The sequence below is a fragment of the Fulvimarina fulva genome (assembly GCF_039652615.1).
Classification (GTDB): Bacteria; Pseudomonadota; Alphaproteobacteria; order Rhizobiales; family Rhizobiaceae; genus Fulvimarina.
Genome location: NZ_JBDJAC010000002.1, coordinates 237,257 through 260,408, shown reverse-complemented (window position 1 = coordinate 260,408; position 23,152 = coordinate 237,257). Strand labels below are relative to the sequence as shown.

Genomic DNA, 23,152 nt, shown 5'->3' with positions numbered 1-23,152 from the left:
CCTTCCCGTGAAGATTGCTGCGTGTGGCGCGTTCAGCCGGTGAGGCCGAGAACGTCGCGCATGGAATAAAGACCCGGCGCGCGGCCGTTCGTCCAGATCGCGGCCGTGACGGCGCCACGTGCGAAAATTTCCCGATCGCCCGCTTTATGGGAGAGTTCGAGCCGCTCGCCTTCGCCGGCGAAGATAACGGAATGCTCGCCGACCACCGATCCGCCGCGCAGCGTCGCAAAGCCGATCGTGCCTTCTTCCCTTGGCCCGGTCTGACCGTCGCGGACGCGCACGCTGTTTTCGGATAGCGCGATCTCGCGGCCCTTGGCCGCGGCCTCTCCAAGGAGGAGCGCGGTGCCTGACGGCGCGTCGACCTTGTGCTTGTGATGCATTTCGAGAATTTCGATGTCGAAGAGATGGCGGGGCAGGGCGCGCGCCGCCTGTTCCACGAGGCCGGCGAGCAGATTGACGCCGAGGCTCATATTGCCCGACTTCACGATTGCGGTCTTCTCGGCCGATCCTGCGATCCTGTCCTCGTGATCGGCTGAAAATCCGGTGGTTCCGATCACATGGGCGCATCCGGCTTTCGCGGCCGCTTCCGACAACATGGCCGTTGCCGCAGGCGCGGAAAAATCGATGACGGCATCCGCGCGGGAAAGGGCGCTCGCGATATCCGAGGTGACCGAGACGCCGAGGCGCTTCAGGCCGGCGAGGCTTCCGGCGTCCTCTCCAAGTGAAGGCGAACTTGCCGAATCGAGCGCCGATACCAGAACGGCGCCCTCCATCTCGGAAACGATCTTGATGATCGTTCGGCCCATCCGTCCGGCTGCTCCGAACACCGCGATGCGTGTCTCAGCCATGCCTTGTTCCCTGGGCTTCCTGCTTCATCAATCTCTCGAGCCGTCAGGCGAGCGACAAGACCTCGTCGCCGCTTCGCCGCGTCTGGAGCGCGTAGAATCTGGCATAGAGGCCTTCGGGCCTGTCGACAAGTTCATCGTGTGTACCGCCCTCGACGATCTCACCGCCGTCCACGACAAGGATCTGATCGGCATTGACGATCGTGGATAGCCGATGCGCCACGACGATCGTGGTGCGATCCTTCATGGCGTTTTCGAGCGCTTCCTGAACGAGCGTCTCCGAGCGCGTGTCGAGTGCGCTCGTCGCCTCGTCGAGCAACAGGATCGGGGCATTTCGCACAAGGGCGCGTGCGATCGACAGGCGCTGGCGCTGGCCACCGGACAGCGTCACGCCGTTTTCGCCGAGCGGCGTATCGTAGCTGAGCGGCTGACGCAGGATGAACTCCTCGGCCTGGGCTTCTCGGGCCGCTTGCTCGATCTCGGCGTCGGTCGCATCCGTCCGGCCAAGGCGGATATTGTCGCGAATGGTGCCCTCGAAAAGATACGGAGCCTGAGGCACATAGGCGATCTGACCGCGCAGGGATTTCTTCGTGACGTCCCGAATATCGGTGCCGTCGACGGTGATCTCGCCGGTCTCCACATCGTAGAAACGCTGGATCAGGCTGATGATCGTCGACTTGCCGCCGCCAGATGCGCCGATGAGCGCCGTGGTGCGGCCGGCCGGCGCGACGAAACTGACCTGCTTCAAGACCGGTTCGCCAGCATGATAGCTGAAGGTGACGTCGTTGAATGCGATCTCGCCGGCCTCGATCTTGAGCGGGCGAGCCTGCGGCGCATCAGGCTGGCGCGGCTCGATGTCGAGGATCTCGTAGATCATCGAGGCGTTCACCATGGCCCGCTCGAGCTGCACCTGCATTCGGGCGAGGCGCCGGGCCGGATCATAGGCAAGAAGCAGCGCCGTGATGAAGGCGAACATCGCGCCCGGCGAATATCCGTAGACGATGGCGCGGTAGCCCGAATAGGCGATGACGCCGGCGATCGCGAGACCGGCGACGATCTCTGTCACCGGCGTCGTGCGCTCTGTGATGGAGGCGATGCGGTTGGAGCGCTGTTCGGCGGTCGTCACGAGGGTCTCGAGACGCTGCTTCAGGGGCTCTTCCATGGTGAAGGCCTTCAGCACCGTGATCCCCTGTGCGGCCTCCTGCATGGAGGCGAGAACCCGTGAATTGACGTCAACTACCTCGCGGGTCGCTGTGCGCAGCTTGCGCGCAAGGCTCGAGATCATCCACGCGATCGGCGGCGCGGCGAGAAGGGCGATGCCGGAGAGCAGCGGGTCCTGGTACAACATTACGCCGACGAGGAAGATCAGGCTCAGGAGATCGCGCGCGACCGACGTGATGGTGAGGTTCAGGGTATCGCGGATCCCGGTCACGTTCTGGTTGATCCGCGCTGCGAGCTGGGCGGACCGGTTGTCGGTGAAGAAATCCACCGACAGCTCCGTCAGCTTCGCGAAAAGCCGCCGCTGATAGCGCGCGATGATGTTGTTGCCGATCTGCGCGAGGATCACGCCCTGTCCATAGGTCGCAAGACCGCGCACGACGAAAGTCAGAAAGACGATTGCCGGCAGCGAGACGATGGCTGCGCGGTTGCCGTTGACGAAGATCTCGTCGATCACGTCGCGCATGACCCAGGCGAGAAAGGCTGTCGTCGCAGCAACGAGGACTAGGCAAACGATCGCAATCGAATATTGGCGAACGAACTCGTGCCCGTTCTCGGACAGCATGCGCCTCAGGAGCTGCAGCATCACGCCGCGATCTCCGGCCTTTTTCAGGCGCAGCTTTGGTTGCTCGGGCTTCGGAGCTTTGGTCTTTGTCTCGGTCATGTCGGCTGGCTATAGTGCTCGTTCCGCCTCGTGCCTACGCCAAATGGGTCGCAGCCCCGGAATTCTTCTTAGGCAATGCGATTTCACGTGGGACCGCGATATTCCTGCACCGCATCCCTGGAGGTGCTTGTCGAGCCGGTTCGCGCTGCGGGCGAGCGGGAAAAGCAGTCGATCGCCGAAGAGTTCTATGCCCTTGACGTTGCGGTCCCTCGCTTTCCCTAACGGTTCGGTAACCTCGCTCGCTTAAATTTGACCGTCATAAGGCTCGCGAATGTCGGGCCGGCATCAATGGAACGAGCAGGCTTAAGAAGGGGGGAGCGATGTCGATAGCAATGCGCCTCCTCCTTGGTGGGGTCACTTTTGCGGTGCTCGTTTGTGCCTTTGCGCTGTTTTCATTTCAAAACCAGTCGATGACGCACGGTATGGCGGCGAAGCTGCATGACAGCGCGACCGTTTCGCTCGATCGCCTTTACAAGGTTCAGGGTAAGGTCGACACCCTCAATGCGCATCTGAGCGGCCTTTTCGAGGTGCGTCGGGATACGCCGATGATGACGGAGCTCGAGAAGACGGAGTTCCGTAACGCGATTGAACGGATCAAGATCGATCTGAGCGACGTGCTTTCGGCGCCCCTTTCCGAGAAAGCGATCAAAGCCGTATCGGATATCCGTTACCCGCTGAGCATCCTGTCCGCGAGTGGAGGTAATATCTCCCATCGCAGCGCCAGGACGCAGCTGAGCAACATTTCCTACGCCATCGACACCGCTCTGCAGGCTGAGCTGCAGGATCTGACGGCATACAAGACTGACGTCGATCACAAAGCGGACACCAGTACCCTCATGACCATGATTGCGGTCGGGACGATCATGCTCGCTCTCATCGGCTACATGGTCTTCACATCGCGCTCCATTCGCGTGGCGCTGCGCGGTGCCTCCAGCACCGCAACGCATCTTGCTTCTGGCGCCTGGTCGGAACCGGTGACAATCCGCGGGCCGAGCGAGGTGAAGGAGATTCTGCGAAGCCTGTCGCAACTTCAGCAGAAATGCGAAGCGATGACCGAGACGATGTCGAACAAGACCGACAACCTCGCGAACCAGCTGGAAGCCAAACAGGATCAGATGGCGGCCGCGCTCAACAACATGACGCAGGCACTGTGTCTCCTGGACGGGAACAAGAACCTTCTCGTCTGGAACGAGGTGTTTACATATTATTTCGGCGAGCATGAGGTCGGAACCCCCGCCAGCAAGTTTCTGAGAGATCCGCGCTTGTCAGCGCCGCTCCCGCGCAACGAGACTTCTGTGATGAACACGGAGACCGAGCGGGGCGAGATCATGGAGGTCAAGCGTCGCGGGCTTTCCGACCGGGGCCTCGTCATAACCTTCGAGGACATCACGGAGCGCCAGCGTATTTCCGAACAGCTGGAGCATCTAGCCGCTCACGACGCACTGACCGATCTGCCGAACCGTCGGCGGTTCGGAGACGAGATCGAGGCGATCCTTTCCAAGCGCCGCGACGACTGCGCTCTGTTCGTTCTCGATCTGCGCAATTTCAAGGCGATCAACGACACCTATGGGCATCCGGTCGGCGATGGCGTGCTGGCGAAGGTCGGCGACCGGCTTCTTACCGCCTGCGGGCCGCGCGCCGTCGTTTCGCGGCTTGGGGGCGACGAATTCGGTATCCTCGTTACCGCGACGAAGGATCCCGACTGGCTGATCAACTTCGCAGAGAGCATCATGGAGTGCTTCACCGAGGCCTTCGAGGTCGGCGGTCGGCGGGTTCTCACCGCTCCCAGTATTGGCGTCACGGCCATTACGAAGGCCGAACGGGAAGGCGGAACGAGTGCCGACCTTCTCTTGCAGAACTGCGATCTGGCCCTCAACGAAGCCAAGCTGGAAGGCCGGCCGGGTTACCGGATCTTCGATCAGACGATGCGCGACCGCCAGCACATTCGCCGCGAGATGGAAGACGATCTGAGGCGGGCGCTGCAGAACAACGAACTCGAACTCTTCTATCAGCCTTTCGTCGATGCCGGACGCAAGGTCGTCAGCGGTTTCGAGGCCCTTTTGAGATGGCGCCATCCCGAAAAGGGCATGATCTCTCCTGGCGTCTTCATCCCGCTCGCCGAAGAGACGGGATTGATCGAGGAGATCGGCATCTGGTGTCTCCAGACCGCCTGCCGCGAAGCTGCAAGCTGGGATTCGGACATGACAATCTCGGTGAACTTCTCTCCGGTGCAGTTCAAGAGCGCGAGTCTGATCAACGATGTGGACGCCGCGCTCAGGGAAAGTCAGATCGATCCGCGCCGGGTTCAGGTCGAAGTGACCGAGTCCCTCTTCATCGACGAAAGCGAGAATATTCTCGCAACGCTGAAGGCTTTCCGCCGGCGAGGCCTGACGATCTCGATGGACGATTTCGGCACCGGCTATTCCTCGCTCGGCTATCTGTCGCGTTTCCCGTTCGACAAGATCAAGATCGATCAGTCCTTCATCCGCGACCTGTCGCGTCCCGAAAACATCGCCATCGTACGCTCGGTGATGGGCCTGTCGCGCGCACTCAACATGAAGGTTCTCGCCGAAGGAATCGAGACGCGCGAGCAGATGGATATCCTGGTTGCGGAAGGCTGCCGCGAAATGCAGGGCTATTTCTTCTCCAGGCCTGTACCCGCCGATGACATGCCTCTCGTGATCTCGGATATCACGCGCCGCTGGAGTGGCGATCTCGACCCGTCCTCCAATGCCAAGGGCATCGCTGCCTGACGAAAATCACGGTATTGCGATTACGGTATCCGTCTTAACGCTTGGAAAAGCATAAAAGTCTATCTGATTGGAACACGTGGTCGGCTGGGACCTGCAGGTCTTTGGGACTTTGCCGGCAGGACGGCCTCTTCCAACTAGCAGGGGCTTTCGAAGTCGATGCCTGACTTCTTCATTCCGTCCAGCGCTGCCGACAATATCGGCTGGAGCATCTGCGTTCTCGGCGGATGCCTCACTGCGCGGTTCCTGATCGAGCGCCTGGCGACACAAAGCGAAGATCCCTTCGTTGCGCGCCGCCGTCGGTTCACCGTTCGCGCTGTCACCAACGCGGTGATCGCGTTCGCACTTCTCGGTATCTGGCTTGCGGAGATCCAGAACGCCCTCCTGTCGCTGACGGCGGTCCTCGTCGCGCTCGTCGTCGCGACGAAAGAGCTGATCATGTGCGTTGCCGGTTCCGTGCTGCGTTTCGGCGGTCATCTCTTCAAGGTCGGGGACAGGATCGAGATCAACGGCATCCATGGCGAGGTCGTGGACCACGGCCTATTTTCGACGACGATCATGGAGCTTCCACCTCAGCATTTCGGCTTTTCCGGCACGGGACGGACCGTGATGCTGCCCAACTCCGTTCTTTTGTCCGGGCCGGTCAAGGTCGAGGCGCAGCCCCGCCACTATGCGCCGCACCGCTTTCTCTTGACGCTGGAGCAAGCCGTTCCGGTGAAGGATACGGCCCGGTTGATCGAGGCTGTGGCAAAGCGGGTTCTTGAGCCCGATCGCGAGCTTGCCTCGCGATTCCATCAGTTTGCGGCCCGCAAGGCCGGGGCGGATATTTCCGGCCCCGAAACATCGGTTCTGGTGGGAACGACCGACATCGGCAAGCTCCAGTTCCAGGTGGAAATCTATTGTCTCGTCAAGGATGCGGCCAAGCTCCAGAATGCGATCACCGCCGAGGTGGTCGACACCTTGCGGATCGGTGCGCGCGCGAATGCCACCGCCAAGGATGACGCGGGCGAGCGCGCATGGTCGGACGTAGCGAACCGCCTCAAATCGAGCGCTCCGGGGCCAAAGCGCGAGGCCGCCTGACCGGCTCGTCGGGACGGCTTTTCAGACAGCGCGATTAAAGATGTCGTCTGGCTGGCGATGGCCGCAACGCCGGTCGTGAAGACACACGATGAGGACGAGGCCTCGCCGCAGTCAGCAATCACGTCCCTTATGGTCGAGGAGAAGCTCGCAAGTGCTGAGCTTTCAAAGCGGTATGACCGCCGCGAGTGTCAGCACGGGCATAGGATCGACTTGTGGCGCGCTCAGCGTCCGGAAAATGCGATCGAGGTTTAAGCTTATCCGCGCCAGCGCCGGGCATTCGGCGGTCACCGCAGACACGCTTCACGAAACGGCGTGTCTTGGCGCGTTCGCCCCGTGTCGATCCATTGATCGGCACCGGTGAGTGCGATCAGATTTCCGGGGACGAGCTCCGACCATGGCGGAATGTGTTCTCAAGGCTTCAAACCACGCTTGGATTTCAGATCGCCGTCCGGGAGTGGGTTGACTGAGGCCACGCCGCGAATGCCTGGCCCCGTCGTCTCAAGCTGCAAGACCAATCGTCTTCTTTCTCACCTGAGTTTGAAGAGGCTGCAGGGTGAAGCGTTCAAGAAGGTCTGTCAGCTCCTGCGTCTGCGCGACAAGCTGATCGCAGGCACTCGAGGCCTCCTCGACCATAGTCGCGTTCTGCTGCGTGCCCTTGTCGATCAATCCGACCGCAACATTGATCTCTTCGAGACCGTTTCGCTGCGATCGAGCAGACCCGACGATCGCGGATACGTGGCCGCTGATGTCGCCGACTTCCTTGACGATCAGATCGAGCGCAGTGCCTGTTTGCGTCACGAGGTCTACACCGCGAGAGACCTGTTCTCCCGAGCGGGTGATGAGGCCCTTGATCTCCTTGGCGGCCTCCGAGGAGCGCGTTGCAAGGGCGCGCACTTCCTGAGCGACCACCGCGAAGCCCTTGCCGGACTCGCCGGCGCGCGCCGCCTCGACACCTGCGTTCAGGGCGAGAAGGCTCGTCTGAAAGGCGATCTCATCGATGACTCCGATGATCTTGCCGATTTCGTGCGCAGACCCCTCGATTTCTCCCATCGCGTTGACTGCTGTGCGAACGATCTTGCTCGAAGACTCCGCGTTCTTCTTTGTTTGGCCAACGAGGCCACCGGCATCCTCTGCACTCTTGGTAGAGGTCTGTACCTCTGCCGTGAGCTCATGCACCGTCGCCGATGTCTCTTCAACGGACGCTGCCTGTTGCTCGGTTCGCCGCGAGAGGTCGTCGGACGCCGCTTGTATCTCCGCAGTCGCGAAGTTGATGGAACGCGCCGTCTCGCGCACCTTGAGAAGGGTCGCGGCCAAATTTTCCAAAGAAGCGTTGAAGTCCTGACGCAGGGGTTCGAACTCTGCCGTGAACTCACGGTCTATGCGTGACGACAGGTCTCCGTCCGCCAGTCTGCCAAGGCCGTCTGCGATGGCTTCGACCGCAAGAACGCGGTCTGTGACATCGGTCGCATACTTCACGACCTTCACGACACGACCCTTGGTATCGAATATCGGATTGTATGATGCCTGGATGTGGACAACCCTGCCGTTCTTGCCGATCCGCTTGAACTCGTCGGCAACGTAGTTACCGGCCCGCAACCGATCCCAGAGCTGAGCATAGGCCGGCGATCCGGCGAGCTCCGGCTCGACGAATATTTTGTGATGCTTTCCAGCGATCTCATGGCGTTCGTAGCCGACGGCGCTCAGAAAATTGTCGTTGGCGTCGATGATCGTTCCGTCCGGCTGGAACTCGATTACGGCTTGCACGCGTAGAATTGCCTTCATCTTGGCATCGATTTCGAGATCGCGCTGTGCCATGGCCGTGATGTCAGTGGCGAATTTTACGACCCGCATGACCCGTCCCTTCTTGTCCAGAATGGGATTGTAAGTCGCCTCGATGACAATCTCACTGCCATCCTTGGTAAGCCGCGTGTACCGTCCGGCGTCGTACTTCCCTTCGCCGAGCCGCTTCCAGAACGCCGCATATTCCGGACTGTTGGCGTATTCCGTCTCACAGAAGATGCGATGATGGCGTCCGAGGATCTCCCTCTCTTCATAGCCGACAGCTTCGGCGAAGTTGCTATTGGCGCGGAGTATCGTACCATGGCGATCGAACTCGATTACAGCGAGTGATTTGTCCAAAGCCTGCGACAACGCATCGCCATAGGATGTCTTCCCAAACATTGTCGTCATACCTCCGCGCATTAATTCACGTCTGAAGGATTATCGTCTCAGCACTCAAGAAACCTTTAATTTTTTGATTGCGGGCTGTTAGGCGCAGGAAAAACCAAGTCAGAGCTAAGAAAATTTCAGAGTCACTTTAATATATATATAAGTCTAACTTATCGGTGTCATTTTATTAGAATTCACCACTGGACCCCAAATTTCAGATCCGGCCGAGCGTAGTCGACGAAACGGTTCTATGAAAAATGCAACCCATGCTCATATCTTGGTCAATTGGACGGCTGCACGTACTGCTAAAACAGTGGGGCGATCTATACTTGATGTAAGCGAAGAAACGACGAGCTAAGGTTCCTCAGCGGATCGCGTCGGACCGAGATGTCATCGCATCGGACACGAGATGTCCATGCTATCGACTTTGTTTTCTGTGTCGATCGTGCCTCTGGTCATCAAAGGCGGCTTCCGGCGCGACGATAGTTGCGCGCTCTTTGAGTCCGCTACTTAAAAAGGTTGAACTGTTTAAGACGGCTTGATGTCGGTAAAGTGTTGGTGGAGCTGAGCGGGATCGAACCGCTGACCTCGTCATTGCGAACGACGCGCTCTCCCAACTGAGCTACAGCCCCATCCACCTTGCGAGCGCGATTTACGGTCCGATTGGCCGGACTGTCAACGGGTTCGCTAAAGATTGCGGACAGTTTCCTTATGCTGCAGGGAACGGGCATTATGCTCGCTCCCCGGCTTCATGAGCCGTCTCTAGCGGTTCTTGAACTGGGCGCTGCGCTTCTGGACGAAGGCGGCCATCCCTTCCTTCTGGTCGTCCGTCGCGAAGGAGGCGTGGAAGAGCCGGCGTTCGTGCTTGAGGCCCGATTGCAGCGGGGTCTCGAATGCCTCCATCACCGCTTCCTTGGCCGCAAGCACCGCTGGCAGGGAGAAGTCTGCGATCTTTTCACCGATCTTCAGGGCATCTTCGAGAAGATTTGTTGTCTGAACGACCCGAGAGACGAGGCCGCAGGATTCGGCCTCCTTGGCGTCCATCATCCGTCCGGTGAGAACGAGGTCCATCGTCTTTGCCTTTCCGATGGAACGGGCGAGGCGCTGCGTGCCGCCCATGCCCGGCAAAATGCCGAGCGTGATCTCCGGCTGACCGAATTTGGCGTTTTCCGCTGCCAGAACGATGTCGCACATGGCCACCACCTCGCAGCCGCCGCCGAGCGCATAACCGCCGACCGCGGCAATCAAGGGCTTGCGGATGCGATCGAGGCGGCCCCAGTCCGCCCAGAGATCCTGCAGATAGGCCTCCGAATACTCGTAAGCCTCCATTTCCTTGACGTCGGCACCTGCCGCGAACGCCTTCTCCGTTCCCGTGAGAACGATCGCGCCGACCTTGCCGTCTGCGTCGAATTCCTCAGCCGCCTGACAGATCTCGCGCATCATCTGCTGGCTGAGCGCGTTCATCGCTTTCGGCCGGTTGAGTGTGATCAGCCCGACCCGGCCGCGCATCTCGGATTTGATGGTTTCGTAAGCCATTTGAATGATTGCCCCTTCCAAAAACGCTGGATTTTTCGTCGGCGTGCATCAAGAAAGCAAGCCCCGTGCGAAACGTCAGCTTGCGAGCCCACTTTCGTCGGCCCGACCGGGCGCGATGGCGGTCGCCGCCTAACGCTGGCATTCGGGGCAAAAGAAGGTCGAGCGACCCGACTGGACGATGCGCCTGATCATACCGTGACACCCTTCGCGTCGGCACGCATCGTCTTCCCGGCCGTAGACCCGGAACGAGTGTTGGAAATAGCCGAGCTCTCCATCCGCCTTGCGATAATCGCGCAAGGTCGAGCCGCCTGCCTCGATCGCATCGGCGATGGTTTCCCGGATATGGACCGCAAGCGCGTTCAGCCGCTCCGTCGGCTTGCCGTCCTTGCGAACGATCGAGCCAGCGAGCCGTCTTGGGCTGAGCCGAGAACGCCAGAGTGCCTCGCAGACATAGATGTTGCCGAGGCCTGCAATTGCCTTCTGGTCGAGAAGGGCGGCTTTGAGCGGTGTCTGCCTGTTGGCAAAGAGCGGGGCGAGGGCGTCGCCGGTCAGAGCATTTCCGGTCGGCTCGAGGCCGAGATTGCGGAAATGCGGATGGGCGTCGAGCTGCCCCGCCTCGATCAGCGTCATGTAGCCGAAGCGACGTGGATCGTTGAAGACGACCGACGGCCTCGAGCCGTCGTCGCGGCTGAGATCGAAGCGGACATGATCGTGCAGGCGCTCTTCCGAACGCGGATGAACGAAGGTGCCCGGAACGATCGCCTCGCCCTTCGTCTCGATTCGGAAGGAGCCGGACATGCCGAGATGCATTGCGAGGACCAGGCCGTCGCTCGTTTCGGCGATGAGATATTTCGCCCGCCGCGAAAGGCTTGCGATCACCGCGCCCTCCATCCGATCAGCGAAGCGATCGGGGAGGGGAAAGCGCAGATCGGGCCGCGCAAGATGAAGTTTGGAGACCCGCGCGCCCTCCATGACCGGCTGAAGGCCACGGCGAACCGTTTCCACCTCTGGCAATTCGGGCATTTGCGTATAAGTCCCACACAGCGAGACGCGGATCGTAACCGCGCCGACCAGATTCTTGACGGAGGGAAAGCCGCATTGCGGCGATAGGCCCTCTTTGACTTGTCCAACGGATATCGCCATTCGAGGCGATGCGTTCAAATGTTCAGGGTTGATGCCATGTCCGACAGCAGAGTGACAGATGCCGACGGGATGGAGACGAGCTACGGCTATTCCACGGTCTCGGGCCGTGAGGAAAAGCAGTCGCGCGTCAACGAGGTCTTCCATCGCGTCGCCAAGCGCTACGACCTGATGAACGATCTGATGTCCGCCGGCATGCACCGGGCCTGGAAGGACTCGATGGTCTCCTGGCTCGCTCCGCCGCACCGGGCCGGTTGGCGCTTTCTCGATGTGGCGGGCGGCACGGGCGATGTAGCCTTCAGGATCGTCGAGCGAACGGGCCGGCGCGCCGAGGGCACCGTGCTCGACATCAACGCCTCCATGCTGGGGGTTGGCGCCGAGCGGGCGGCCCGCAAGGGCATCTCCGACAATCTGCGCTTCGTCGAGGCGAATGCGGAGGATCTCGGCCTGCCGGACGCCGAGTTCGATGCCTATACGATCGCCTTCGGTATTCGGAACGTCCCGCGTATCGACAAGGCGCTGGCTGAGGCTTACCGCGTTTTGAAGCCGGGCGGACGCTTCCTGTGCCTCGAATTCTCCGAAGTCGACGTTCCGGGGCTGGATACGCTTTACGAGACCTGGTCGTTCAAGGGTATCCCCGCGATCGGTCAGCGCGTAGCCAATGATCGCGAATCCTATGAATATCTCGTCGAATCGATCCGCCGCTTTCCCAATCAGGAAAACTTCGCGGACCTGATCCGCAAGGCCGGCTTCGAGCGCGTCACCTATCGCAATCTCACCGGCGGGATCGCCGCGATCCATTCGGGCTGGAAGATTTGACGAGAGCGACGCCAATTGAAGTCGTGAACCAAGGCTGAGCATCCGTGGCCAATCCCATTCGAGGCACCTTCGCCCTTGCCCGCGCCGCATACGTGATGGCGCGCGAAGGGGTCGTCGGTACATTGCCGTCGGCGGGCATGCCGCCTGCCGCCCTGTTCGGCTACAAGATCGCGCGGCTGATCGAGCGCCGCAGCGTCGCGGGCCGCGAGCGGTCCGACCGGCTCTCGCGGGCGCTCAACCGGCTCGGTCCGTCCTATGTGAAGCTCGGCCAGTTCCTCGCGACGCGGCCCGATATCGTCGGCGCCAACATCGCGGGCGAACTCGGCGCATTGCAGGACAAGGTCCCGCCTTTTCCGGACGAGGAAGCGCGAAGGGAGATCGAGGTCACGCTCGGCCGGCCGATCAACGAGCTCTTCGCCGATCTCGGCGAGGTCGTCGGCGCTGCGTCCATCGCACAGGTTTATAAAGCGCGCATCGTGAACGCGGACGGCTTTGAGCGCGTCGCCGCCGTCAAGGTGATCCGGCCCAATGTCCGGGCACAGTTTCGACGCGAGCTCGATGCCTTCGCCTTCATCGCCCGTTTTCTGGAAAAGTTCGTTCCTTCCGCCCGCCGGCTGCGGCCGGTGGCTGTCGTCGAGACGCTGACCCAGTCGACCCGGATCGAGATGGATCTGCGGCTGGAAGCGGCCGCCGCCTCCGAAATGGCGGAAAATATCGCGGGCGATCCCGAATTTCGTGTGCCGGCGATCGACTGGGAGCGCACCGGCCGTGATGTCGTCACCATGGAGTGGATCGACGGCATCAAGATGAGCAATGTCTCGGCGATTCTTGCGGCGGGACACGATCCGAAGCGCCTCGCCGTCAATGTGGTCCAGTCTTTCCTTCGCCACGCCATGCGCGACGGCTTCTTCCATGCCGACATGCATCAGGGAAACCTGTTCGTCGCGCCCGATGGCGGTATCGTCGCCGTCGACATGGGCATCGTCGGTCGGCTCTCGGACGATTCGAAGCGCTTTCTGGCCGAGATCCTCTACGGCTTCATCAAGCGGGATTATCGGCGTGTCGCCGAGCTTCACTTCGAGGCGGGCTACGTGCCGCGCACGCAGGATGTGGCAAGCTTTGCCCAGGCATTGCGGGCGATTGGCGAGCCGATCTACGGACAGCCTGCCGAGACGATCTCGATGGGCCATCTCCTGTCGCTGCTCTTCGAGGTGACCGAGCTTTTCGAGATGAAGGCGCGCCCCGAACTCGTGCTTCTCCAGAAGACGATGGTCGTGGTCGAGGGCGTCGCGCGGACGTTCGATCCGAAATTCAACATGTGGGTGGCGGCGGAACCCGTCGTCTCCGACTACATCCTCAACGAGCTTGGGCCCGCGGCCAAGCTGCGCGATGCGCAGCAGGGCCTGAATGCCATCTTGCGGCTTGCGCGCAGGGGGCCGGATCTGGCCGTCGGTCTCGATGTGCTCGCCTCGCAATTGCCTGAGCTGATCGAGAACGGGTTGCGGCTCAACGACGACACGCTCGTCGAACTCGTGAAGGACTCGAAGGCGTCGATCATCCTTGGCCATGTCGAGCGTAGCGTGATCGCGTTGGCGCTGGTGGCGATTGCGTTCTCGATTATCTTCTCGGCATGATCTGATTTGTCTCAGACTCGGACACGGGTCTTCGATCTGTCGCGAACACTTTCAAGGCTGGACGCCATGGCAGAATTTAAAGTTGCTGAGACCGTTCTCGCACGGGTCGCGTGATGATGTCTCTCACCCAAAAACATATCCTTCTCATCGTCGGCGGCGGCATCGCTGCCTACAAGTCTCTCGACCTGATCCGCCGCCTGCGCGAGCGCGGCGCACTCGTGACGCCAGTCATGACCAGGGCGGCGGGGCATTTCGTGACCCCGCTTTCGGTCGGCGCGCTGTCGGCATCGAAAGTCTATGGCGATCTCTTCGACCGAGACGACGAACATGATGTCGGCCATATCCGTCTCGCGCGCAATCATGATCTCATTCTCGTCGCGCCGGCGACGGCGAACATCATGGCGAAATGCGCAAACGGCCTTGCCGATGATCTTGCGACAGCCGTGCTCCTTGCCGCGCGGGCTCCGATCCTGATGGCGCCGGCCATGAACCCCGCGATGTGGGACAATCCAGCGACGCGCAGGAACCATGCGACTCTTGAGAAAGACGGTATCCGTTTCGTCGGACCGAATTCCGGTGAGATGGCCGAAAGCGGGGAGGCCGGCGTCGGACGCATGGCCGAGCCGCTGGAAATCGTCGCGGCGGTCGAGGCCATGTTCGCCGATACGCCCCAAGTGCTCGCCGGCAAGCGGATCATCGTGACGTCGGGGCCGACGCATGAGCCGATCGATCCGGTGCGATATGTCGCCAATCGCTCCTCCGGCCGGCAGGGCCACGCGATCGCGGATGCGCTCGCGAAACTGGGGGCGGAGGTGACGCTCGTTTCGGGACCGGTGACCATCGCCGACCCGGCAGGTATCCACGTCGTCAAGGTCGAGACGGCGCGGGAGATGTTGAAGGCCGTCGAGACCGCCTTGCCCGCCGACGCCGCGATCTTCGTTGCGGCGGTCGCCGACTGGCGGGCCGCAAAGCCGGGCGAGACAAAGATCAAGAAAGACGGTAGCGGAGCGCCGACGATCGCCTTCGAGGAGAACCCGGACATCCTTGCGACGATCGGCCATTCGGATCGGCGACCCGGGCTGGTCGTTGGTTTTGCCGCCGAGACGAACGATGTCTTGCAAAATGCGCAAACCAAACTGGCCAAAAAGGGCGCCGATGTCATCGTCGCCAACGATGTTTCCGCAAGCGGTGGCGTGATGGGCGGCCTGGAAAATACGGTCCATCTGGTTACGGCCTCAGGCGTCGAGGACTGGCCGAAAATGGACAAGGCGGAGGTGGCGAAGCGTCTTGCTGACTGGATCGCCGGCAGGCTCTCGAAAGGAGATGTATCGTGACGGTCTCGCTCGCCTTCAGGCGTCTCGCGCACGGCGCCGGGATCGAACCTCCGGTTTACGAAAGCGAGGGAGCCGCCGGATGCGATATCCGTGCGGCGATCGACAAGGATCTCACGCTTAAGCCTGGCGAACGAACCCTCGTTCCGACCGGCTTTTCTTTCGCGGTGCCATCCGGTTACGAGATGCAGATCCGTCCACGCTCCGGTCTTGCCGCCCGGCATGGTGTCACGGTGCTGAATACGCCCGGAACGGTCGACAGCGATTACCGGGGCGAGGTGAAGGTGATCCTGATCAATCTGGGATCGGACCCGTTCACCCTTCGCCGCGGCGATCGAATCGCGCAGGCTGTCGTCGCACCGGTTACCCAGGCAGTCTTTTCCGAGGTCGACGATCTCGATGCCACCGTGCGCGGAGAGGGCGGTTTCGGATCGACCGGCGTTTGAAGCCTTCCTGCCTGGATGGATCAGACTGTCGCGGGCAGGCGGGGCTCCTCCGGGCGTCTCAGATAACCCATTCTTTCCTCAGGCGTCACGACCGTGAAGGTGACGCGGTTTCGGCCAAGATTCTTGGACCTGTAGCAGTTCTCGTCCGCCGCCTTGTAGAGCAATTCAAATCCCAGGGCTGAGGTCGTGAAAACGCCGCCGATGCTGACGGTCAGGCGGGCTTGCTGACCTCTAATGCCGATGGTGAGGAACGATACCCTGCTTCGGATGCGTTCTGCGATCGCTTCCGCCTGCTGCTGGGTGACACCATGGGCCGCCACGACGAATTCTTCGCCTCCCAGACGCCCGCAGATATCGCTGGCCCGCAAAGAATTGGCTGTCGTGCGGGCGATCGCCTTCAAGGCCTGGTCGCCAACCGGATGGCCGAAACGATCGTTGATGCGCTTGAAATGGTCGGCATCCAGAATGAGGAGCATGGTTCCGGTTCCAGTGCGGCCGTCGCTTTGCGTCGTCGCGATGTTCTCGAACCAGGCGCTCTTGAAGCCCTGACGGTTCAAGAGGCCGGTCAGGCGGTCCCGCATCGCGCGGTTCTTCCAGTCCTGCCGCTGGGTTTCCAGGATACTCGCCCGGATCATGATGTGCCCGATATGCACGGCTGCGACGATGAGAGACAGGATGACGGAAAAGACGACAACGCGCGTGAAAGCGGCGGCGGGAAAGTCGCTGAAGAAAAGCCACACGGCCACTGCGGACAGGACCGCAGTGGATGCAAACAAGATCAGGCATTCGGAGATAATCAATCGCAGGACGGCAGGTTGAACCGGCATGAGACAAACCTCGCAATGGATAAGTCCTCATGAATCGGCCTTATCCATTTAAACCCCACTGAAAATACTTTTGAAAATTGTCCGTATTCCAGATTTATTTCTCGTGGCGATGTGAGGCGATTTCGCGTGTGGGCGCACAAGTTTTCTATCCGAGCCGCTGCCATTGGTCGGTTCTTCCTCACAGAAGCGCTGCCCCTTTCCTATGTATATCCGTAGAGAACCGAATATGCGGCCCGCGCAAGAAGCGGGCGAACACGAACAGAGCAAGGGAGAAACGGAAAATGGACGATATCAGCCAGAACCAGGGCGCACGCACGCGCGGACGCGGGAAGATCTACGATTCCATTATCGACACGGTGGGCGACACGCCGCTTGTTCGGCTCAAGAAGCTCGCCGCCGAAAAGGGCGTGAAGGCCAATCTTCTCGCCAAGCTTGAATTCTTCAACCCGATCTCGTCCGTAAAGGATCGCATCGGTGTTGCGATGCTCGACAAGCTGGAGGCCGACGGCAAGATCGAGCCGGGCAAGACCACGCTGGTCGAGCCGACATCGGGTAATACCGGCATCGCGCTCGCCTTTGCCGCCGCCGCGAAGGGGTACAATCTGATCCTGACCATGCCGGAGACGATGTCGATCGAGCGCCGCAAGATGCTGCGTCTCCTCGGTGCTCAGCTGGTGCTGACCGAAGGCGCGAAGGGCATGAAGGGCGCGATCGCCCGCGCCGGCGAACTCGTCAACGAAATCCCGAACGCAGTCATCCCGCAGCAGTTCGAGAACCCGGCCAATCCGCAGATCCATCGTGAGACGACGGCCGAGGAAATCTGGAACGATACGGGCGGCGATGTCGACGTTCTCGTCTCGGGCATCGGCACGGGCGGAACCATCACCGGCGCCGGTCAGGTTCTGAAGAGCCGCAAACCCGGCATGCACGTGGTCGCGGTCGAGCCCCAGGATTCGCCGGTCCTGTCGGGCGGCCAGCCCGGCCCCCACAAGCTGCAGGGCATCGGTGCCGGTTTTGCGCCGAAGATTCTGGATCAGGGCGTTTATGACGAGGTGGTCACCGTCTCGAACGAAGAGTCTTTCGAAATGTCCCGGCTGGTCGCACGGCTCGAAGGCGTTCCGGTCGGGATCTCGTCGGGATCGGCTCTCGCCGCCGCCGTCAAGGTCGGCCAGCGCGATGAGATGGCCGGCAAGAATATCGTGATCATCATCCCGTCCTTTGCCGAGCGCTACCTCTCGACGGCGCTGTTCGACGGGCTGATGGATGAAGACGAACCGAAGGAGCCGCGCAAGGGCGCTCCGTCGATCTGAGCATTCGAACGGAATGCGGGAAACAGCCGCCGCCGGGGCAACCCGGTGGCGGCTTTTCCATGAGCGGGTCGCGGTGAGTAGGGGGCGTTCGGTATTTTTGAGCGCCTCTTGCGCGGACACGAACATATGACCGGCGGGGGCTGACGCCAATTGGCAAAGCCCACCCGCGCCCGATCACGCAGCGGGGGCTCGCCAATGCCGCAACCATTGCGCCTCCCGTGCCGTTCTCGCAGAAGTGGCGCTGCCCGCCATTCGTGCGGCGCGATAATTTGAAACGCTTGCAAATTCCTGCGACGACCGTGATGCTTACGGCACTGCACACAGGTCTTGAGTTCAAGTGCGTGCGGCCTGCCAGCGGGCAGAAATGGGGCATCGATACATGGCGCGATTGCGCAACTATTTTCTGACGGGGTTCATCGTCTGCGCCCCTCTGGCGATCACGGCATGGATCACCTGGTCCTTCATGCAATGGACGGATTCCTGGGTGAAGCCGTACATTCCCAGCCGTTTTCTGCCGGACAGCTATCTGCCCTTCGCCATTCCGGGCTTCGGCCTGATCGTTGCGCTGATCATCATAACGATCATCGGCTTCCTGACCGCGAACTTCATCGGCCGTACCATCATCAAATGGGGCGAGAATGTACTCGGGCGGATGCCGCTCGTGCGCACGGTCTATACGGCGCTGAAGCAGATATTCGAGACCGTGCTCGCCGACCGTTCGTCCTCCTTCAAGACAGCCGGTCTGATGGAATATCCGCGAAAGGGCGTCTGGTCTGTCGTCCTCATTGCGACGACAGCGAAGGGCGAGGTGGCACACGTCCTCTCCGACCAGGGCGAGGAGATGCTCGCGGTGTTCATGCCGCCGACGCCCAATCCGACCTCCGGATTCCTGATGTTCGTGCCGAAGGAAGATGTCCGAATTCTCAATATGAGCATCGAGCAGGCGCTGAAGCTCGTTGTCTCCGCCGGTCTGGTAACGGGCGATGAGAAGGAATCGCCGATGACCAAGAAGGAAGCGAGCCGGATCGTGGAAGAGCGCGCCCAGCGGGAAGCCGCGGAATAGGCTGCAACGCCGCCGTCGTCAGACCGCGCCCGGTCCGAAGATCGTCCAGCCGAGCCGCGTCGTCAGCGTTTCAAGCGCGATGCGGCCGAGATGGGAATTGCCGGTCGTATCGAGACCCGGCGACCAGACGCAGATCGAGGCCCGGCCCGGCACAATGGCGAGAATCGCGCCGCCGACGCCGCTCTTGCCGGGCAGGCCGACCCGGTAGGCGAATTCGCCCGAGCCGTCATAATGACCGCAGGTCAGCATGATCGCGTTGATACGCCGCGCCCGCTCGGGCGTGACGACGGAATAGCCGGTCTCCGGCCGCACACCATTGTTCGCGAGGAACCGGCCGGCCGTTGCGAGCTGCCGGCAGGTCATGGCGATGGCACAGTGATGGTAATAGACGCCGAGGGTGTACTCCACCGGATTGTCGAGGTTGCCGAAGCCCTTCATGAAATTGGCGAGCGCCCGGTTGTTGAAGCCGTGCTCTTCTTCCGACGCCGCAACGTTATGGTCGATAAAGACATTGTCGTCGTTGGCGAGGAACTGCATGAAGCGCAGGATCTCGCCGATCGCCTCGCGGGGTTGATGGCCGGCGAGAACGTGATCCGTGGTGACGATCGCCCCGGCATTGATGAACGGGTTGCGCGGAATGCCGCGCTCGCGCTCAAGCTGCACGATCGAATTGAACGGTGAGCCGGACGGCTCACGCCCCACCCGGTTCCAGAGCCGGTTGCCGACGAGCCCGAGGGCGAGCGTCAGCGTGAACACCTTCGACACGCTCTGGATCGAGAACGGCACATCGCAATCGCCCCCGCAGGCCACCTGCCCATCTTGCGTCACGACCGAGATCGCGAACTGGTTCGGATCGATGCGACCGAGCTCCGGGATATAACTCGCGACCGTGCCCCGGTCCGGCCGCGCGCGCATCTCGTCAGCGATTTCGGCGACGACGGTGTCGAGGGTGGATGGGGTCATGGGGCGGCTTTCGGTCGATCTCCTCTTCTCCTCATATGTTGCACCGCACGCGAAGGAAAGCTTCGCATGTGTCGATCGAGATCGTCTTCCGTGCGCGCATGGTCGATGGATACCAAAGGAAATTGCGATTGCAGCAGCTATCTAGGCGTGTTGTTAAGGATGGTTGCGGATTTAAAGAGAGGTCTACCGTCACGGAAACCAATTGTGGAAGGATTGCCCAGAATGGTCGCTTCGCCACAGCCAGCCAATTTCGACCGAGTCGTGACAGCCAAAGCCAACGCCTCAAGGCAGCCGGTGTGCGCATCTCGCTCGATGACTTCGGGACCGGGTATTCTTCGCTGAGCCCGATTCAGAAATTGCCGCTCGACAAGATCAAGGTGGACGGCAGCTTCGTGCATAACCTTGCGGACAGCGAGGCAAGCCGAAAGATCGTGAGTTCCGTGTCCGCCCTTTCGCGTGACCTATCCCTCTCCTGCGTCGTGGAGGATGTCGAAACGCGCGAGCAACTCGACATCCTCAAGGGCATCGGCTGCCACCTGATCCAGGGCTATTTCTTCTCCAAGCCGATGCGGAAAACCGACGTTGCCGCGTTTCTGGTCGGCCAATTCGAACTTCGAAGCAAAATCATTGCATGACGTGAAAAACCTTGGCGATCGAAAGGCGATCGAAAGGCGATCGCCGGGTCGACGAGGCCGAGGGCAAGCGTGAGCGTGAATATCTTCGAGACGCTCACGATCGAGTACAACACATCGCAATCGCCCAGCAGGGGACCTGCAATCTCTTCCGTAACGTCTTGTCACTTCAGCAAGTGAATGGCACTTTCTATCTTCTGCGGGTAACTGGGTGGGTCTATGACAAACAAGACGGTTTGGTCTCTGGTCGTGGTGGGGCTCTCGCTCAACCTCGCGGTTTCACCCGCGCAAGCGCGATCGAAGGCGGCGGACTGGCTGGTGCAGCAGCAGATCGCCGAGGCCTGTGACAGCGGCGGGACGATCGATACTGGCGGCGTGATCGAGCGCGATCTCGACGGCGACGGGGCCGCTGATCTGATCATCGCCCACGACAGCATCCGATGTTCCAACGGGCGCATGAGTTCGTTCTGCGGCATGCAGGTCTGTAGCGTCGAATTCTATCTGAGGCGTGGGAAACTGCTGAAGAATGTCGGAAGCATGCTCGGAAGCGGCGTCGAGGTGGAAGGCGGCCGGGTGCCCAAGATCTTCATGAATGCCCATGGGGGATCGCGAGGCTCCGTCCGTTGGAACGGTACGCGGTTTCGTTAGGTCTCCCTCTCAGGCATTTTGCTAATAGCCGCTCTTTATCGGCGCAGGGGCGAGGCAACGATACGCTGGGTGACCTTTCCCAACCGAAACGATGGGTCGACAGGATGAACTCTAAGCCACTGCAATCCGCTCTGATCGCCTGTCTTGCCTGTCTCGCGGCCGTCCCACCGGCAGCAGCGCGATCCAAGGCTGCCCAATGGCTGGTCGGTGAGGCATTGAAGGAGGCCTGTGGCAAGGGCGGCACGATCGACGATAGCGGCGTGATCGAGCGCGATCTCGACGGCGACGGGCCGGCCGATCTCATCATAGCCCATGATGCAGTCCAGTGTCCCGCAGGCCCAAGTGCCACCTGCGGCAATCAGGTCTGTGCCGTGAAGATCTATCTTCGGCGCGGCTCGCTGCTGGAGGAGTTCATCGCAACGCGCGGGAGCGCCGTTAAGGTTGGCACCGGCTCGCCGCCACCGATCTCCATGCGTCTCGAAGGCGGTGGTGAGGTCACGGCCCGTTGGGATGGTCAGACCTTTCGTTGATACCACGCGATCTTTGAAAGCCATGCTTCCGAAGGTCTGTCGGAAGCCCGAGCGGCGCTTGAGCCGGGCACCGGACGAGAATTGATCCTCTGGGCCAGTTCCCGTCCGGCGATTGGTTCAGACCAGACCCCATAAAGCGATCCGGCACCCAAGATCTGCCGCGCCCGTATCCCGTACGATCTCCGGCGTCAGGCGATAACTTGGTATCGCAAAACGCGTTCCGATTCTTGTCTGCGCGTCGGATGGATCGAAAAACCGGTGCCTGCCTTTCGCTTTACGCCTTTGTTTTGCCGTGTGATGTGATCTGAAATATCATGCAGTTTTTCGGCATCATGTTTCAACGCTGGCCGTGGCTTGCCGCCTCGAAGAGGTGCTTCAGGCCATGCGGCTGACAGCGGAAATATTGCGGCGGCGCGGTAACGCTCGCACCGAGCTCTGCGGCGGCGTGCCAGGGCCAACGGGGATCGTAGAGCATCGCGCGGGCAAGCGCGACCGCGTCTGCCTGACCTGTCTGGATCACCTGTTCGGCCTGCCGGGCATCGGTAACGAGACCCACCCCGATGACCGGGATCGACACGGCCTTTTTCACCGCTTCGGCAAAGTGCAGCTGGTAGCCTGGGCCGATCGGAATCTGCTGGTCCGGCGAAACACCGCCCGAGGACACGTGCATCGCGACACAGCCCCTCTCTTCGAGGGCCTTCGAAAACGCGACCGTGCCGTCGATATCCCATCCGCCTTCGACCCAGTCACTGGCCGAGACACGGACCCAGACCGGAAAATCGGCAGGAACGGCGGCCTTGACCGCGTCGAACACCGCAAGCGGAAAGCGCATGCGGTTTTCCAGTGAGCCACCGTATTGGTCGTCGCGCTTATTGGCGACCGGCGAAAGAAACTGGTGCAGAAGATAGCCGTGGGCAGCATGGAGCTCGATGCCTTGCAGACCAAGACCGACACTGCGCCGTGCAGCGGCCACGAAATCGTCGATCACGTTCTGAAGGCCCGCTTCGTCGAGTGCATCGGGGGCTTCCTCACCCTCCGCATGGGGGACAGCCGAAGGCGCCTTCGTGCGCCAACCCATAGGGTCGGTCGCCGGGATCTGGTTTCCGCCGTTCCAGGGCTTGGCACTGGACGCTTTGCGGCCCGCATGGGCCAGCTGGATCGCGAGCGGGATATCGGAATGAACGCGGATGGCGGCGATCACCTGAGCGAGCGCGGCTTCGTTTTCATCGGAATAAAGTCCGAGATCCCAGGCGGTGATCCGCGCTTCGGGTGACACACCGGTGGCCTCGAAGATGAGAAGGCCGGCGCCTGACAGGCTGAGGGACCCCAGATGCATCATGTGCCAGTCGGTCGCCGAGCCATTGTCGGCCGAATACTGGCACATGGGCGCGACGACGATACGGTTTGGAAGCCTAAGCGTGCCGAGATCAAGGGGCTGAAACAATGCGGCTGTCATGGACGTGAAGGCCCTTCCTGGGTGTGCCATTGGTGGCGGAGTGGATGGTTCGGCAGGACGCCAATGACCAGCCGCGTCTGTCCTGTCTATA

20 protein-coding genes and 1 tRNA gene are annotated in these 23,152 nt (G+C 61.1%); 12 read left to right on the top strand and 9 right to left on the bottom strand.

The window, feature by feature from the left end; all coding sequences use genetic code 11:
* Positions 1-32: 32 nt before the first annotated feature.
* Both dapB and ABDX79_RS04790 read right to left on the bottom strand, forming a co-directional pair.
* Positions 33-848, bottom strand: a complete 816-nt coding sequence (gene dapB, locus ABDX79_RS04795) for a 4-hydroxy-tetrahydrodipicolinate reductase (protein ID WP_346219117.1) — start codon at positions 846-848, stop codon at positions 33-35.
* Between the two features lie 43 nt (positions 849-891).
* The gene (locus ABDX79_RS04790; RefSeq protein WP_463671112.1) at positions 892-2,727 is read right to left on the bottom strand and encodes an ABC transporter ATP-binding protein; all 1,836 of its coding nucleotides are present in this window, start codon (positions 2,725-2,727) and stop codon (positions 892-894) included.
* A gap of 75 nt (positions 2,728-2,802) precedes the next feature.
* Between ABDX79_RS04790 and ABDX79_RS04785 the strand changes: the two genes are divergently transcribed.
* The 3 genes from ABDX79_RS04785 to ABDX79_RS04775 all read left to right on the top strand — a co-directional run bounded on the left by ABDX79_RS04785 (position 2,803) and on the right by ABDX79_RS04775 (position 6,557).
* The gene (locus ABDX79_RS04785) at positions 2,803-2,949 is read left to right on the top strand and encodes a hypothetical protein (protein ID WP_346219116.1); all 147 of its coding nucleotides are present in this window, start codon (positions 2,803-2,805) and stop codon (positions 2,947-2,949) included.
* Between the two features lie 98 nt (positions 2,950-3,047).
* Positions 3,048-5,480 (top strand): EAL domain-containing protein, encoded by a 2,433-nt coding sequence (locus tag ABDX79_RS04780; protein ID WP_346219115.1) that lies wholly within the window; start codon positions 3,048-3,050, stop codon positions 5,478-5,480.
* Positions 5,481-5,636: 156 nt separating this feature from the next.
* Entirely contained in the window at positions 5,637-6,557 is a 921-nt protein-coding gene (locus ABDX79_RS04775; protein ID WP_346219114.1) for a mechanosensitive ion channel family protein, read from the top strand.
* Positions 6,558-7,055: 498 nt separating this feature from the next.
* Here the strand turns inward: ABDX79_RS04775 and ABDX79_RS04770 are convergent, their stop codons facing one another.
* The 4 genes from ABDX79_RS04770 to mutM all read right to left on the bottom strand — a co-directional run bounded on the left by ABDX79_RS04770 (position 7,056) and on the right by mutM (position 11,285).
* Positions 7,056-8,738 carry a methyl-accepting chemotaxis protein gene (locus ABDX79_RS04770; protein WP_346219113.1) on the bottom strand — a complete coding sequence of 561 codons (1,683 nt, stop codon included), beginning with the start codon at positions 8,736-8,738 and terminating at the stop codon, positions 7,056-7,058.
* A gap of 544 nt (positions 8,739-9,282) precedes the next feature.
* A tRNA-Ala gene (locus tag ABDX79_RS04765) sits at positions 9,283-9,358 on the bottom strand.
* A 130-nt stretch (positions 9,359-9,488) separates the two neighbouring features.
* On the bottom strand, positions 9,489-10,262 hold the full coding sequence (locus tag ABDX79_RS04760) for an enoyl-CoA hydratase (RefSeq protein ID WP_346219112.1): 774 nt from the start codon (positions 10,260-10,262) through the stop codon (positions 9,489-9,491).
* Between the two features lie 129 nt (positions 10,263-10,391).
* Positions 10,392-11,285, bottom strand: coding sequence for a bifunctional DNA-formamidopyrimidine glycosylase/DNA-(apurinic or apyrimidinic site) lyase (gene mutM, locus ABDX79_RS04755; protein WP_346219111.1), 894 nt, complete (start codon positions 11,283-11,285; stop codon positions 10,392-10,394).
* 156 nt (positions 11,286-11,441) lie between these two features.
* Here mutM and ubiE point away from each other — a divergent pair, with 156 nt between their 5' ends.
* The 4 genes from ubiE to dut all read left to right on the top strand — a co-directional run bounded on the left by ubiE (position 11,442) and on the right by dut (position 15,632).
* Complete coding sequence (gene ubiE / locus ABDX79_RS04750; RefSeq protein ID WP_346219110.1) at positions 11,442-12,221, top strand: bifunctional demethylmenaquinone methyltransferase/2-methoxy-6-polyprenyl-1,4-benzoquinol methylase UbiE; 780 nt, start codon at positions 11,442-11,444, stop codon at positions 12,219-12,221.
* Between the two features lie 44 nt (positions 12,222-12,265).
* Positions 12,266-13,855 (top strand): 2-polyprenylphenol 6-hydroxylase, encoded by a 1,590-nt coding sequence (gene ubiB / locus ABDX79_RS04745; RefSeq protein WP_346219109.1) that lies wholly within the window; start codon positions 12,266-12,268, stop codon positions 13,853-13,855.
* 113 nt (positions 13,856-13,968) lie between these two features.
* Complete coding sequence (gene coaBC, locus ABDX79_RS04740) at positions 13,969-15,189, top strand: bifunctional phosphopantothenoylcysteine decarboxylase/phosphopantothenate--cysteine ligase CoaBC (protein ID WP_463671111.1); 1,221 nt, start codon at positions 13,969-13,971, stop codon at positions 15,187-15,189.
* Entirely contained in the window at positions 15,186-15,632 is a 447-nt protein-coding gene (dut, locus tag ABDX79_RS04735; RefSeq protein ID WP_346219108.1) for a dUTP diphosphatase, read from the top strand. The genes coaBC and dut overlap by 4 nt, the downstream gene beginning before the upstream one ends.
* A 20-nt stretch (positions 15,633-15,652) precedes the next feature.
* Here dut and ABDX79_RS04730 read toward each other — a convergent pair whose 3' ends face one another.
* Positions 15,653-16,408, bottom strand: a complete 756-nt coding sequence (locus ABDX79_RS04730) for a GGDEF domain-containing protein (protein WP_346219107.1) — start codon at positions 16,406-16,408, stop codon at positions 15,653-15,655.
* Positions 16,409-16,740: 332 nt separating this feature from the next.
* Between ABDX79_RS04730 and cysK the strand changes: the two genes are divergently transcribed.
* Positions 16,741-17,769 (top strand): cysteine synthase A, encoded by a 1,029-nt coding sequence (gene cysK / locus ABDX79_RS04725; protein ID WP_346219106.1) that lies wholly within the window; start codon positions 16,741-16,743, stop codon positions 17,767-17,769.
* A 379-nt stretch (positions 17,770-18,148) separates the two neighbouring features.
* The gene (locus tag ABDX79_RS04720) at positions 18,149-18,832 is read left to right on the top strand and encodes a DUF502 domain-containing protein (RefSeq protein ID WP_346219282.1); all 684 of its coding nucleotides are present in this window, start codon (positions 18,149-18,151) and stop codon (positions 18,830-18,832) included.
* An 18-nt stretch (positions 18,833-18,850) separates the two neighbouring features.
* Here ABDX79_RS04720 and ABDX79_RS04715 read toward each other — a convergent pair whose 3' ends face one another.
* Positions 18,851-19,795, bottom strand: coding sequence for a glutaminase (locus ABDX79_RS04715; protein ID WP_346219105.1), 945 nt, complete (start codon positions 19,793-19,795; stop codon positions 18,851-18,853).
* A 68-nt stretch (positions 19,796-19,863) separates the two neighbouring features.
* Between ABDX79_RS04715 and ABDX79_RS04710 the strand changes: the two genes are divergently transcribed.
* The 3 genes from ABDX79_RS04710 to ABDX79_RS04700 all read left to right on the top strand — a co-directional run bounded on the left by ABDX79_RS04710 (position 19,864) and on the right by ABDX79_RS04700 (position 21,605).
* Complete coding sequence (locus tag ABDX79_RS04710; protein ID WP_346219104.1) at positions 19,864-20,430, top strand: EAL domain-containing protein; 567 nt, start codon at positions 19,864-19,866, stop codon at positions 20,428-20,430.
* A gap of 216 nt (positions 20,431-20,646) precedes the next feature.
* The gene (locus tag ABDX79_RS04705; protein WP_346219103.1) at positions 20,647-21,075 is read left to right on the top strand and encodes a hypothetical protein; all 429 of its coding nucleotides are present in this window, start codon (positions 20,647-20,649) and stop codon (positions 21,073-21,075) included.
* Between the two features lie 104 nt (positions 21,076-21,179).
* Entirely contained in the window at positions 21,180-21,605 is a 426-nt protein-coding gene (locus ABDX79_RS04700; protein ID WP_346219102.1) for a hypothetical protein, read from the top strand.
* A gap of 337 nt (positions 21,606-21,942) precedes the next feature.
* Here the strand turns inward: ABDX79_RS04700 and ABDX79_RS04695 are convergent, their stop codons facing one another.
* Positions 21,943-23,061, bottom strand: coding sequence for an NADH:flavin oxidoreductase/NADH oxidase (locus ABDX79_RS04695; protein ID WP_346219101.1), 1,119 nt, complete (start codon positions 23,059-23,061; stop codon positions 21,943-21,945).
* Positions 23,062-23,152: the final 91 nt, after the last annotated feature.